Raw genomic sequence first — 12,761 nt, forward strand, 5'->3', positions numbered from 1 at the left:
TGAGATTTCCCTTTGCTTTAAGCAAATAAGATCCCTCAGAGACGATGAGGTTGATAGGTCCGAGGTGGAAGCGTGGTGACACGTGGAGCTGACGGATACTAATGGATCGATGACTTATCTATCTGATGATAATCATTCGTGAAGAACGTTACTTTTTCAAACCAGATGTTTCCTTATCCAGTTTTGAGGGTTTTCAAAAAAACTTGAAATTACCTCTTGATTTTTCCTCTGAAGGGCGATACAATATATCTTGTCCTTGAAAAACAGAGACATAAAGAGATCTGGTGATGAAGGCGAAGAGGTCACACCTGTTCCCATGCCGAACACAGTAGTTAAGCTCTTCAGCGCCGATGGTAGTCGGGTTTACCCCCGTGAGAGTAGGACGTCGCCAGGTTTCAACAATATTCCAACGTAGCTCAGTGGTAGAGCAATCGGCTGTTAACCGATCGGTCGTAGGTTCGAATCCTACCGTTGGAGCCATATGGAGAGTTGTCCGAGTTGGCCGAAGGAGCACGATTGGAATTCGTGTAAACCGTTACCACGGTTTCGAGGGTTCGAATCCCTCACTCTCCGCCATCTAACATTGGCCCGTTGGTCAAGTGGTTAAGACACCGCCCTTTCACGGCGGTAACACGGGTTCGAATCCCGTACGGGTCACCACTTATCGGAGGATTAGCTCAGCTGGGAGAGCACTTGCCTTACAAGCAAGGGGTCGCAGGTTCGAACCCTGCATCCTCCACCATTACTAAATTTAATGAGTTCTTAAAAGAATTCACAACATCGCGGGGTAGAGCAGTCTGGTAGCTCGTCGGGCTCATAACCCGGAGGTCACAGGTTCAAATCCTGTCCCCGCAACCAAATAATTCATTTGGCTACGTCGAGTGATCTTCCTAGTTAAATGAAAATAGTATTACTAATAAGTACAACCAAAATGGTCCGGTAGTTCAGTTGGTTAGAATGCCTGCCTGTCACGCAGGAGGTCGCGGGTTCGAGTCCCGTCCGGACCGCCACTTTTAAATTTAGTAAATACATAGTTTGGCTCGGTAGCTCAGTCGGTAGAGCAACGGACTGAAAATCCGTGTGTCGGCGGTTCGATTCCGTCCCGAGCCACCATTAAGCCGGCCTAGCTCAACTGGCAGAGCAACTGATTTGTAATCAGTAGGTTGGGGGTTCAAGTCCTCTGGCCGGCACCATCTGAAAGTTTTTCAGCGTGGAGGGATAGCGAAGTTGGCCAAACGCGGCGGACTGTAAATCCGCTCCCATCGGGTTCGTAGGTTCGAGTCCTACTCCCTCCACCATTTATATTTTAATCAAATAGGGGTATAGTTTAATGGTAAAACTACGGTCTCCAAAACCGTCAATGTGGGTTCGATTCCTACTACCCCTGCTTTTTATCATGGCGGTTGTGGCGAAGTGGTTAACGCACCGGATTGTGGTTCCGGCATTCGTGGGTTCGATTCCCATCAGCCGCCCCATTTATAATAATAAAGCAAGAGATACATTGGCCCATAGCCAAGCGGTAAGGCAACGGTTTTTGGTACCGTCATGCGCTGGTTCGAATCCAGCTGGGCCAGCCACTTTAATTGCGGGAGTAGTTCAGTGGTAGAACACCACCTTGCCAAGGTGGGGGTCGCGGGTTCGAATCCCGTCTCCCGCTCCAAAAAAATCACATATTCTTTCTTACTTGAATATGATACAATCGTAATTGAACGTGATATGGCGGCATAGCCAAGCGGTAAGGCAGAGGACTGCAACTCCTTTATCACCGGTTCGATTCCGGTTGCCGCCTCCATAGTCACATGCCGGTGTGGCGGAATTGGCAGACGCGCACGACTCAAAATCGTGTTCCTCACGGAGTGCCGGTTCGACCCCGGCCACCGGTACTAAAAGAATAGTCGAAAAAAGACGCTGTGATGAAAGTCATAGCGTCTTTTTTTTTCGTTTAATTAAGTAGTTAGACGAATATAGGGGATCTATCCTTATGCAAAACAAAGACTTGATGGAGCAATCCAGATGGGAAGAAGGGTACCAATCTTTTTATGAAGGGATGCGCCGCATCGGGGATATGAATCAATCGATTCCAAACACCTATACATATTAAGTGATGAGTCAAATAGAAACGATTATATAAAAAGAGTCACATACATCTGAGATAAACAGACGGAAGTTTTGTGTGTCTTGAAGACTCTAAGAGGCTGTAGGTTCTGCAGCTTCTTTTTTATGTTTGAAATGAAAAGGTCATAGATTGTAAATCGTATGAATAAGAAGAGGGGGCAATTGGATAGAATAGTAGTGGGTGATGAATATGAACATAACCATGTTTATCGAGTATGCGGCTTTTATGACCTTATTGCTCCTTGCCGTTTTGCTGACACTAAGAGTCAGAAACGAGGAGCAGCCAGAGGAAATGGGAGCTGATGGAATTAGCTCAAATTTAGTCCGAAGATTATATGAGGGTTTTCTTGCGTATGGATTACAACCTACATTGGGGTATAGGGTGGATCAGTACACGATTGATGTCGCTTTTCCAGAATTGAAGATTGCGGTGGAAGCTGTAGAACATGATTTTCTCATTTCTTCCGATGTATGGGAACAAGAGTGGGAAAAGGAGTCCTACCTTAAAAATCATGGTTGGACCGTCATGCGGTTCAGTGGTGCGAGAATCGATGAAGACCTTTCCCGTATTGTTGAAAAAGTGAGCCGAGAGATGACGGGTAAGTCCAACTCCAGTTAGAAAAAAATAAGAAGCCAGGCTGAGGCCCGGCTTCTTATTTTTTGTTAAATCGATACGGAGATGTGTTTCGCCTCTTTAGTGCTATAAAGACCTTTATCCGTAAGCTTCAGGCTTGGGATGACGGGTAACGTTAGAAACGAGAGGGTGAGAAATGGATTGAAGTCATTCGTTAAGCCAAGGGTAGATAAATCTTTGTGAATGCCTATTAATTGATGGGCTACTTCTTCGTACCCTTGATCTGACATTAAGCCAGCAATGGGAAGGGGCAAAGAAGAGAGGGATGTCCCTTCATGAAATAAGGTCATTCCCCCGCCCATCTCCCTTAAGTGTTGGATAGCTTTGATGATATCTTCATCATTAGTGCCTACAGCTACGACATTGTGAGAGTCATGAGCAATGGTTGTAGCAATCGCTCCTTTTTGAAGCCCCATCCCTTTTACAATCCCAAGGCCGATGTTCCCCGTGTGGTGGTGTCTCTCTACGACGACTAACTTTAATTGGTCTTTGCTCACAGAAGATTGAAAGGATCCTGATTTTACCTCCACTTCTTCAATAAGGTGATCCGTCCGAATTTGGTTTTTGTTTATTTTTATAATGTTTCCTTTTTGTGAGTCTTTTATAGGTACACGCAATTGTTCTTTTGAAAGGTTTGGAATATGAACACTGTTTGTGATTTTATAAGAACTTGAAGGTGATTGTAGAGCCTTCACTAATGCTCCTTGGGAAGCCACTTTTTCCCCTTTCTTAAACATTTGTGTCACTTCCAGTGCATGTAAGTCTTTAAAAAATAGGAAGTCGGCCATGTAGCCTGGTGCAATCGCTCCCTTATCACGAAGTCCATAACACTCGGCCGCATTTAAAGTAGCCATTTGGATAGCGGTGATTGGGTCGAAGCCCTGGCCGGTCGCTAAACGGATGTGATGATCGATGCTTCCTTCATTTAAAAGATCATCGATGTGTTTATCATCTGTACAGAAAAGGCAACGTCTGGCATTCTTTTCGTTCACGACAGGCAAAAGGGCTTGCAGGTCTTTGGCAGCGGAACCTTCACGGATACTCACATACATGCCCCGTTGAAGGCGTGCGAGGGCTTCTTCCGGTGTATTACATTCATGATCGGTTTGAACCCCTGCACTCGAGTACAGATTGACTGCATTGTCATTCAATCCAGCAAGATGTCCGTCCACATAACCACCCGCTTGCATTGTTTGTATAATTTTTTTCAACAAACGGGGGTCAGCGTTTCGGAGTGAGGAATAATCCATCACTTCTCCGAGTCCCAGGACTTGTGAGTCAGTAAGAAAAGGTTGTAAGTCAGATGCCTGTAATTCTGCCCCAGACGTTTCAAAAGGGGTGGCTGGAACACTGGAAGGAAGCATAAAATGAAAATCCATAGGAAGACCTCGCGCGTCATCAAGCATAAACTGGATGCCATCTTTTCCAAGGACGTTTCCTATTTCATGAGGGTCGGTAATAACCGTGGTCACACCATGAGGAATGACGACTTTAGCGAACTCCGAAGGGGAAACCATGGATGATTCAATGTGTACATGAGAATCAATGAAAGAAGGTGCCATGTACTGTCCTTGTGCATCGATCACTTCATTTCCTTCGTACTCTCCTATACCTGCAAAGAACCCATCGACAATTGCGACGTCCTTATGAATAATTTCCCCATTAAATACATCGACGATTTGTGCATTTTTAATGACTAAGTCAGCTGGAAGTTCTTTATTTGCTACCTTTATCTTTTTCGTTAGTGCTTCCATATTCATCGTTCTGTTCCTCCTCTTTTTAAAGCCTTTGCGTGTGCAGAAAACAAGAGAAGGATTAGAAAATCCCTCTCGTAGTCAAACCATTTACGGTGGTTCGGTAGAGACATTTGGACCTTATTTCCAAATTTATACGCAAGGTTGAATGGTTTATATAATTATAGGAGATTCTATCCTTCCTCCAGCTGCTTGTCAATGACATGTTTTTATTCGAAAGCATTCTCATTTGGCCTCATCTAGTTTAATATTAGAGGGGAGAGAAAATAAACGGGAAGCGAAAAAGGAAGGTTCAGATGTCTGCATTGGAAGAAAACATTACGAGAATTCACATAGATGATAAGGAATACGTTCTTGTGGGCACCGCTCACGTTTCAAAAGCAAGTGCTGAACAAGTCAAAACGGTCATCGAAGAAGAACGCCCGGATTCGGTGTGTGTCGAACTCGATGAGCAAAGGTTTCAGTCCATCCAAGATGGTGACCGTTGGAAGAACACAGATATTTTTGAAGTGATTAAGAACAAAAAAGCGACCTTATTGCTTGTTAACTTAGCGATATCCTCTTTTCAACGGCGGATGGCGAAACAGTTTGGTATACAAGCAGGTCAGGAAATGATTCAGGGAATTGAGTCAGCTGAGGAAATCGGTGCAGAGCTTGTGTTGGCTGACCGGAATATCCAGATCACTTTTTCAAGAATATGGGGCAACATCGGCTTTGGAGGAAAGATGAAACTGTTATTGTCCATCTTTTATGGCATCTTCAGTAACGATAAAATCTCTGAAGAAGAGTTAGAAAAGATGAAATCCCAGGATATGCTTGATGGGATGCTTCAGGACTTGACGGATAATTTTCCAAAGTTGAAGAAACCTTTGATTGATGAACGTGACCAGTATCTGGCACAGAAAATCAAAGATGCCCCCGGAGAGAAGATCGTCGCTATTCTAGGAGCGGCCCATGTACCTGGAATTAAGGAAGAAATCCATAAAGAACACGATTTGAAAAAGCTCAAACAGCGCCCGCCAAAATCAAAAGTACCGAAAATCATAGGGTGGAGTATCCCGGTGTTGATAGTGTCCATCATTCTCTACACTTTCTTCTCAAATCCAGCAGCAGGAACACAACAAACCATCAGCTGGGTGCTTTGGAACGGGTCTTTCTCAGCAATAGGAGCAGCTGTAGCCCTCGCCCATCCGTTAGCTATTGTGTCAGCATTTATCATGGCTCCGATTACCTCATTGAATCCATTGATTGCGGCAGGGTGGTTTGCGGGCATTGTACAAGCCTACTTTCGTCGTCCTAATGTAGCGGACTTTGAAACGTTGTCTGATGATGTGACAAGTGTCAAAGGATTTTGGAACAATAAGGTGACTCGTATCCTACTAGTCGTTGTTCTTGCGAATATCGGAAGTTCGTTAGGGACATTTATTGGCGGTGCGGACGTCATTCGATTATTCTTAGAAAACTTATAGATTGATCAAAAGGAGAAGCTTACACATAGCTTCTTTTTTTTATTTACTGTTATTTCATAGAATGTTACAATTGCGTTACAATTAAATGTCGGAAAATATAAAATTATTGAAAACCATAAAAGAAAGGGTTGGAAAATGAGTAAGTTCGTAAAAGGAACTTCCATTCTTGGTGTACTAGCACTAGGGTTTGGAGTGTGGCAGATAACGGAATTAGACCAGCAAGAGAGTGTGGATGTTCAAGCCTTGCCAAGTGATGATCAACAATCCTATGAAACGGTGATAATAGATAAAGCGGCGCCTGAAGAAATGGAAGCGGTCGTAAAAGAAGAACCAGTGGACACCAGAACACTACGTTCCATTCGGGAAAGTATGGATGAGAATGAGGAAATGAAACAGTTGATCGATGGACTTGGTCGGGGAGTAGAAGCAGACTTAGGGAAACATCACGTAGATACGGATGAAGAATGGAAGGAATTAGAGGAAGACACGAAAGAAAAGCAAGTGATGATTAAAAAACTGATGGAGATGACTAATCATGAAGATTTAAAACAATTAGCCTCCATTGCTTTCAAGAAACTGGAACAAACTATTCAAAATCGTCAGTTTACCTACTATAAAGAAGCAGTTGAGTCCTTTAGGGCTCTGTCAGAACGGCTGTAAACATTTAAGGTAGAAGGCAACTCGGACGACTTCGCGACGGTGCCCATTCGTTTTACCTTGAGTGGCTCTTGCCGTAGACGATCCATAGCGATGGCTACAAATTCAACTCCACCATGAACATTTCTGATACATAAAAAGTGGAGGTTTGTCGAATGAATCAGCCATTTGGAACCCCACCCCCTTTTTGAGGTGGTAAAATTTGTTTATTTTTCTCGTTTCACGTTTTTACTTACAAGGGAAGGGGGATGAGTAGAATGAACATATTCTTAAGGAGGTTACCAATACATGTCCATTAATCTAAAAGAAAGATTGGGTACGGAAGAGTTAAGTCATTTGAAGACCGCGGCAATTCTTGAGTTTACGGAGGAGTTATTCGAATCAGACCAATACCGTTTGTTAGAGGTCATCGACTCGGATCAACAACAGTTGTTTATTGTGAATCGCAATGACCGGACGTTAACGGTGCTCAGCCTTTCCCAGGACATGGCCTTGAAAAAAGAAACCTTGTTTACAGATCGTATTATTTCTATGAAGGAATACTTCGAAGACTACAGTTTGTCAGAAAACACCCCTCCGCGTAAGATTGAAATCACCTTTATGGAGGGACGCACGATTTTGATTGAGCCTGAAAACTCCAAAGAACAAAACAAAGATTACCAACGGGATGATGTTGGTAGACAAGTTCAGGAAGATTTCGAACATTTAATTGCTGCATTGAAGAGTACGGTTATTTTATAATTGCAAAAGAAGTTCAATACACCGGGGGTGGCTTAGCTCAATCCCGGTGTATTATGTGTGTATTAATTTATGGTTAGCAGTCAGGGGGAGAGAAGTGTATCCATACATACTGCTCATCTTCGTCGTCATTTTTTATGCTGGGAATATACTTACGGGTAAAGCACTGAATGACCTTCCGCCATTCACGATTGCTTATCTTCGGCTTCTTGTAGCCTTTTTAATCCTACTTCCAGTCGGTTACCAAAGTGCGAGAAAAGCCACACCCACCTTTTTCCAATATTATAAGCCGTTGTTAGTCATGACTGTGACTGGCGTGGCTTTTTTTAATACGTTCATTTATGCTTCTCTAAAATTTACTACGGCCACCAATGTATCTGTGCTAGAAACTCTTATCCCGGTGTTAACAGTGATATTGAGTACGTTGATTCTAAAAGAAAATATAAGTGCCTTACAAGTTGCAGGTATAGCCTTATCGCTTCTAGGAGCATTGGTGGTCGTGATGAACGGAAATCTATTCTATATCGCTGATTTAGGGTGGAACATAGGTGATGGAATTATGGTCGGTGCAATTATTTGTTGGGCGGTGTATTCCCTTGTCGTAAAGAAAGTGATGCCTATGTTTCCATCATTAGGAACGATTCTGGTCATGACAGGTTTGTCATTAGTCATTCTACTCCCTTTTGTTACAGTTGAATGGCTGGTTTACGGATTTCCACCTTTATGGAATCTAACAACTATTTTAGGACTTATCTATTTGGGTGTCTTTCCATCTTTCATCGCCTTATTGTTTTATAATACAGCGGTCGAACGTTTAGGAGCTTCTAAAGCTTCTGTATTTCTTAATCTCCTTCCTGTCGTGACAATGACTGGGGCCTATTTCTTGTTAGGAGAGAACGTAAGCGTCGCACAAGTGATTGGAGCGCTGCTTGTTATCCTTGGGGTGGTGATGACCACCCAGCCGAAAGTCTTAAAAAGAAAAATCTTAGAATAATGAAGTGAGAATGAGGCATGGTAAGGGAAAGCGTCTTCTTCCTTGCAAAATTGAAACTAGTAAACCCCATCAAACGCTACCATTTTCATAGTAACGATGTTTCGCGGATGACTTCATTAGCTGTTGGGGGTGAGACTTATGGATTCAACTACACTCATAGATCTCTTTAAACTGTTTATCGATTCCATTCACTTCATTGCCTTTCTCGTTTTCTCCATGATTTATGTTTATCAGTCTAAGAAAAGTTAAACCATTATGAAGTTTCCTACGGTTTATGTTGTTTAAGTACCTTTCAGCTATACAGAAGGATTGCTGGAAAAACAAGACGATTTCCATAGGTAGCGGCGGGGAAAGGGAGACTCCTGCAAGAAGAGAGTCATCCCCCGTCCACCCTACAGAATGAAGGGAACGGTAAGGGTTGTTTAGGTGGATGAGATTTCTGGTGTGCGATGTGGAAACGTGCTTATGAAACTAATAAAGTAAACAAGAAGTAAATTTTCGACAAAAAATCGTAAATTTCATGTTGCGTCGCTAGATTTCGAATGTTATGATTACACATGTAAACGATGAGAGTTGTCCGAACAACTCAAGCCCCGACAGGCCTTGCTTTATTTAATAATCGACAAGAGGAAGGGCATGATTGGACCTCAGCAAAACAAGAATAATGATTTTTTATCTATGCGGGTGTAGTTTAATGGTAAAACCTCAGCCTTCCAAGCTGATGACGAGGGTTCGATTCCCTTCACCCGCTCCAATGCTATTATTTTTATACTTATGTGAACCAACGCAGTGTTTCGTTAAATGGGTAACGAAGCATTGCGTTTTTTATTGATGAAATTTGGATAAACCCTATAATAGACCTATTCGCTCAAGGGAGGAATCCATGATGAAAAAATTGCAGCAACATTTGAAACAAATGGATGGAAAAAGTTATAAAGCCTATAAACAAATTCAAGGGACCTATTCATTCGAGAGATATGATTTGATGATCGATTATGTACAGGGAGACCCGTTTGCGGCTCCTTCTAAGATCCGCATCCGTATTCCTGATTCTGAGCGGAGAATTTCTCCGGAGTGGAAGAGAAATTCCCGCAGGAAGTATTATGCAGAAGATCAGGTCACGAGAGCGATTGCAAAGACCATTCATAAAACGCAAACCAGTGTGAAAGGTTCCGGAAAGAGTGGAATGATTGCGATTGATCAACCGGGACAGGAAATTTTGGAACGGACGTCTGTTTCTTTGAACTCTGAGGATACAACCGTCTGTCTTACGGTCGGTCTGCCGGCTAATGGTAGGAGGATCAATGGGAAACAAGCGGAAAAGCTTTTCTTTTCCATTCTTCCAGAAATCATAAACCAATCTATTTTTGCTATAAAAGATAAAGAAATCGAATCGGTTTGCCAACTTGCCGACCAGCATGAAACGATCCTTGATGAAATGAAGAAGAATGATTGGATTTCGTTCGTTGCTGACGGAGCCATTCTTCCGCGAGAAAGTGGCATTAGTCAAAGACCTATGCGAGATGCTGTCCCTTTTGAAAGCCCTGAATCAAATCGGGTGACGATAGACCTTCCTCACAGGGAGGAACCGATTACTGGAATGGCTTTAAAGCGAGGAATTGTATTAATCGTGGGTGGCGGTTATCATGGTAAAAGTACCCTGTTGAATGCCATGGAGCGTGGCGTGTATCCTCATAGGGAAGGGGATGGCCGTGAATATGTATTGACAGATCCTTCTGCTGTAAAAGTTAGATCGGAAGACGGACGTCAAGTATCCACGGTAGACATCTCTCCATTCATTAAAAACCTCCCCCATGGGACAGATACGACAAGGTTTTCTACAGAGAATGCCAGTGGCAGTACGTCACAAGCAGCCAATGTCATGGAAGCCTTGGAGGCAGGTGCATCGAGCTTACTGATAGATGAAGATACGAGTGCGACAAACTTCATGATCAGGGATGAGCGCATGCAGGAGCTCGTCGTGAAAGAGAAAGAACCGATCACCCCTTTCATCGACAAAATTAAACAGATGCGCGATGAACTAGAAGTCTCTACGATTCTTGTTATGGGTGGTTCAGGGGATTATTTTCATGTGGCTGATGATGTTATCATGATGGATCAGTATATTCCACACAATGTAACTGAAAAAGCAAAGCAAATCGCGAGTAAGTATCCGAATGGCCGCATGGAATCGGAAGGTGATGCTTTCGGAGCTGTACCCAAACGTTCTTTCTTACCTCAAAGTTTGCAGACACGTAAAGGAAAGAAAGAAAAGGTGCAGGCTAAAGGGATGCATAAGATTCTAATGGGACATGAAGATATCGCACTGGATCACGTGGAGCAGCTTGTAGATGCATCTCAGACAAGGATGATCGCTGATATCCTGCTTCATTTAGATAAAAAAGGCGTGTTGAAGCGTGAGAATTCTCTTCATGAACTGCTTGATACGATTGAGCATCAATTGGATCAAGAAGGTCTCGCTTCATTCGCCCCGTTCAAAGACCAGCACCCAGGTGAACTGGCCAGACCGAGACGTTTTGAAATGGCAGCTACGCTGAACCGGATCCGGACAGCGAAAGTGAAAGATATAAGATAGAAAGGAGGTGCGTCAGGGTGGATTTTCATCAATTCAAAGAGGAAGTCATTGCATATAGTAAAGAAATTGGAATTGATAAAATCGGGTTTGCTTCTGCTGATGTTTTTGGTGAATTAAAAGCGCGGCTGAAACGGCAGCAAGAACTTGGTTATCAGTCCGGCTTTGAAAAAGGATCTGTCCAGGAGCGGACAGATCCCGGCCGTCTGTTACCCGGTGCTCAATCCATTATTTCCATCGCCCTGGCTTATCCTTCCAAAATGCACGATGCTCCTAAAAGTAAAAAAGGTGACCGGCGGGGAATCTTCTGCCGGGCTTCCTGGGGGCAGGATTATCATGATGTTGTTCGTGACCGCCTCAACCGTCTGGGCTCTTTTTTACAGGAAAAATTCCCGGAAGTGGAATTGAAATCGATGGTGGATACGGGCGAGCTTTCGGACCGTGCCGTTGCAGAACGGGCAGGCATCGGTTTTAGTGGGAAAAATTGTGCCGTGATCACTCCTGAATTTGGTTCATATGTATATCTTGGAGAGCTGGTTACGAACATCCCATTTGTTCCGGATGAACCGGTGGATGACAGTTGCGGAGACTGCAATATCTGTGTTGATGCTTGCCCAACGGATGCCCTCGTCCAGGGTGGTCAGCTAAATGCCAATCGTTGTATCGCATTTTTGACCCAGACGAAGGATTTCCTGCCGGATGAATTCCGGACGAAAATCGGAAACCGTCTTTATGGTTGTGATACATGCCAAACCGTTTGTCCCAAAAACCGGAAGAAGGATTTTCATAATCACGAAGAATTCGAACCCGATCCAGAAATCGTTAAACCGAGATTGACCCCATTGCTATCCATTTCAAATCGACAATTCAAGGAGAAATTCGGTTTTATTTCAGGTTCATGGCGCGGAAAGAAGCCGATCCAACGAAACGCTATTCTTGCTCTGGCGCATTACCGGGATGAAACCGCGATTGGTGAGTTGATTCGTTTGATGAAGGAAGACCCACGTCCGGTTATTCGTGGAACGGCTGCCTGGGGGCTCGGAAAGATTGGAAAACCCGAATGTTTTACAGCCATTGAAGAAGCGATGGCAAAAGAAAAGGATGAACAAGTGCTTTACGAAATGGAAAAGGGCGTCCAATTTCAAGAACAGTAACCAAATGTACCTTTTCAACATAAGAAAGCTCTTGTATAATAGAAAAAACTGTTAAAGAAGAAGGGGTTGAATATGAACCATCAATCGTTCTTATACTATGACACTTTCGAAACTCCTTTGGGCCCAATGACTGTACTAGCGAATGATGAAGGCGTCTGCCGAATTGACTATGGTCATTATGAAGACCGGCTCGCTACCTATCAATCTTGGAAAAAGAAGCATTTTCTCAAAGGTGAACTGGTGTATGACCCCGAACACAAATATGTAGCACAAACGAAACAAGAACTTTCCGACTACTTTGAAGGACATCGGAATGAATTTCATGTGCCTTTGAACTGCTACGGCACAGATTTTCAAAGACAAGTATGGAGGACGCTTCTCCATCATGTCCCTTACGGGGAGACCAGGTCCTATAAGGATATCGCCTCTTCCATGCATGCTCCGAAAGCGATCAGAGCTGTAGGAGGCGCGGTCAACCAAAACCCCTTTTCCATCATTGTCCCTTGTCACCGGATTATCGGAAGTAACGGCAAGTTGGTCGGTTATGCCGGCGGGTTAGATAAAAAGCAGAAACTATTGGAATTTGAAAAAGAGCACCAAACAATCAAACAAAACCAGTAAAGCAGGCTCCATTAAATGGAGGCTGCTTTTTT

Annotated in this window: 9 protein-coding genes, 16 tRNA genes, 2 rRNA genes and 1 riboswitch; of the genes, 26 read left to right on the forward strand and 1 reads right to left on the reverse strand. The window is 43.5% G+C overall.

Annotated elements, in window-relative coordinates; genetic code table 11:
* The 18 genes from GLV98_RS19610 to GLV98_RS19695 all read left to right on the forward strand — a co-directional run.
* Positions 1–122, forward strand: a 23S ribosomal RNA gene (locus tag GLV98_RS19610); the annotation flags it as partial.
* Between the two features lie 158 nt (positions 123–280).
* Positions 281–394: ribosomal RNA gene (rrf, locus tag GLV98_RS19615) — 5S ribosomal RNA — on the forward strand.
* 11 nt (positions 395–405) lie between these two features.
* A tRNA-Asn gene (locus GLV98_RS19620) sits at positions 406–480 on the forward strand.
* A 3-nt stretch (positions 481–483) separates the two neighbouring features.
* Positions 484–576 (forward strand) — tRNA-Ser (locus GLV98_RS19625).
* 9 nt (positions 577–585) lie between these two features.
* Positions 586–660 (forward strand) — tRNA-Glu (locus GLV98_RS19630).
* A gap of 6 nt (positions 661–666) precedes the next feature.
* Positions 667–742: transfer RNA gene (locus GLV98_RS19635), tRNA-Val, on the forward strand.
* 39 nt (positions 743–781) lie between these two features.
* A tRNA-Met gene (locus GLV98_RS19640) sits at positions 782–858 on the forward strand.
* Positions 859–933: 75 nt separating this feature from the next.
* Positions 934–1,010 (forward strand) — tRNA-Asp (locus GLV98_RS19645).
* Between the two features lie 27 nt (positions 1,011–1,037).
* Positions 1,038–1,113 (forward strand) — tRNA-Phe (locus GLV98_RS19650).
* Between the two features lie 4 nt (positions 1,114–1,117).
* A tRNA-Thr gene (locus tag GLV98_RS19655) sits at positions 1,118–1,193 on the forward strand.
* Between the two features lie 19 nt (positions 1,194–1,212).
* Positions 1,213–1,298: transfer RNA gene (locus tag GLV98_RS19660), tRNA-Tyr, on the forward strand.
* An 18-nt stretch (positions 1,299–1,316) separates the two neighbouring features.
* Positions 1,317–1,387, forward strand: a tRNA-Trp gene (locus tag GLV98_RS19665).
* A gap of 12 nt (positions 1,388–1,399) precedes the next feature.
* Positions 1,400–1,475 (forward strand) — tRNA-His (locus GLV98_RS19670).
* A 27-nt stretch (positions 1,476–1,502) separates the two neighbouring features.
* Positions 1,503–1,577, forward strand: a tRNA-Gln gene (locus GLV98_RS19675).
* Positions 1,578–1,585: 8 nt separating this feature from the next.
* A tRNA-Gly gene (locus GLV98_RS19680) sits at positions 1,586–1,660 on the forward strand.
* 58 nt (positions 1,661–1,718) lie between these two features.
* Positions 1,719–1,792: transfer RNA gene (locus GLV98_RS19685), tRNA-Cys, on the forward strand.
* Positions 1,793–1,801: 9 nt separating this feature from the next.
* Positions 1,802–1,883: transfer RNA gene (locus GLV98_RS19690), tRNA-Leu, on the forward strand.
* Between the two features lie 422 nt (positions 1,884–2,305).
* The gene (locus GLV98_RS19695) at positions 2,306–2,734 is read left to right on the forward strand and encodes a DUF559 domain-containing protein (RefSeq protein WP_160917681.1); all 429 of its coding nucleotides are present in this window, start codon (positions 2,306–2,308) and stop codon (positions 2,732–2,734) included.
* A 44-nt stretch (positions 2,735–2,778) separates the two neighbouring features.
* On the opposite strand, the gene ade is transcribed toward GLV98_RS19695, so the two are convergent.
* Complete coding sequence (ade, locus tag GLV98_RS19700) at positions 2,779–4,509, reverse strand: adenine deaminase (protein ID WP_160917682.1); 1,731 nt, start codon at positions 4,507–4,509, stop codon at positions 2,779–2,781.
* Between the two features lie 52 nt (positions 4,510–4,561).
* A riboswitch (purine riboswitch) is annotated at positions 4,562–4,663 on the reverse strand.
* Between the two features lie 136 nt (positions 4,664–4,799).
* On the opposite strand from ade, the gene GLV98_RS19705 reads away from it, so the two are divergent.
* The 8 genes from GLV98_RS19705 (at position 4,800) to GLV98_RS19740 (ending at position 12,729) form a co-directional block, all read left to right on the forward strand.
* Complete coding sequence (locus GLV98_RS19705) at positions 4,800–5,972, forward strand: TraB/GumN family protein (RefSeq protein WP_160917683.1); 1,173 nt, start codon at positions 4,800–4,802, stop codon at positions 5,970–5,972.
* 135 nt (positions 5,973–6,107) lie between these two features.
* Positions 6,108–6,632 (forward strand): hypothetical protein, encoded by a 525-nt coding sequence (locus GLV98_RS19710; RefSeq protein WP_160917684.1) that lies wholly within the window; start codon positions 6,108–6,110, stop codon positions 6,630–6,632.
* Positions 6,633–6,917: 285 nt separating this feature from the next.
* Positions 6,918–7,370, forward strand: a complete 453-nt coding sequence (locus GLV98_RS19715; protein ID WP_160917685.1) for a hypothetical protein — start codon at positions 6,918–6,920, stop codon at positions 7,368–7,370.
* Between the two features lie 94 nt (positions 7,371–7,464).
* Positions 7,465–8,361 (forward strand): EamA family transporter, encoded by an 897-nt coding sequence (locus GLV98_RS19720; RefSeq protein WP_160917686.1) that lies wholly within the window; start codon positions 7,465–7,467, stop codon positions 8,359–8,361.
* A 680-nt stretch (positions 8,362–9,041) separates the two neighbouring features.
* A tRNA-Gly gene (locus tag GLV98_RS19725) sits at positions 9,042–9,115 on the forward strand.
* Positions 9,116–9,247: 132 nt separating this feature from the next.
* Positions 9,248–10,957, forward strand: coding sequence for an ABC-ATPase domain-containing protein (locus GLV98_RS19730; protein ID WP_160917687.1), 1,710 nt, complete (start codon positions 9,248–9,250; stop codon positions 10,955–10,957).
* Between the two features lie 17 nt (positions 10,958–10,974).
* Positions 10,975–12,108 (forward strand): tRNA epoxyqueuosine(34) reductase QueG, encoded by a 1,134-nt coding sequence (gene queG / locus GLV98_RS19735; protein ID WP_160917688.1) that lies wholly within the window; start codon positions 10,975–10,977, stop codon positions 12,106–12,108.
* 72 nt (positions 12,109–12,180) lie between these two features.
* Complete coding sequence (locus tag GLV98_RS19740) at positions 12,181–12,729, forward strand: methylated-DNA--[protein]-cysteine S-methyltransferase (RefSeq protein ID WP_089654799.1); 549 nt, start codon at positions 12,181–12,183, stop codon at positions 12,727–12,729.
* Positions 12,730–12,761 lie beyond the last annotated feature (32 nt).

The sequence above is a fragment of the Halobacillus litoralis genome, assembly GCF_009856415.1.
In the GTDB taxonomy this organism is placed as follows: domain Bacteria; phylum Bacillota; class Bacilli; order Bacillales; family Halobacillaceae; genus Halobacillus; species Halobacillus litoralis_C.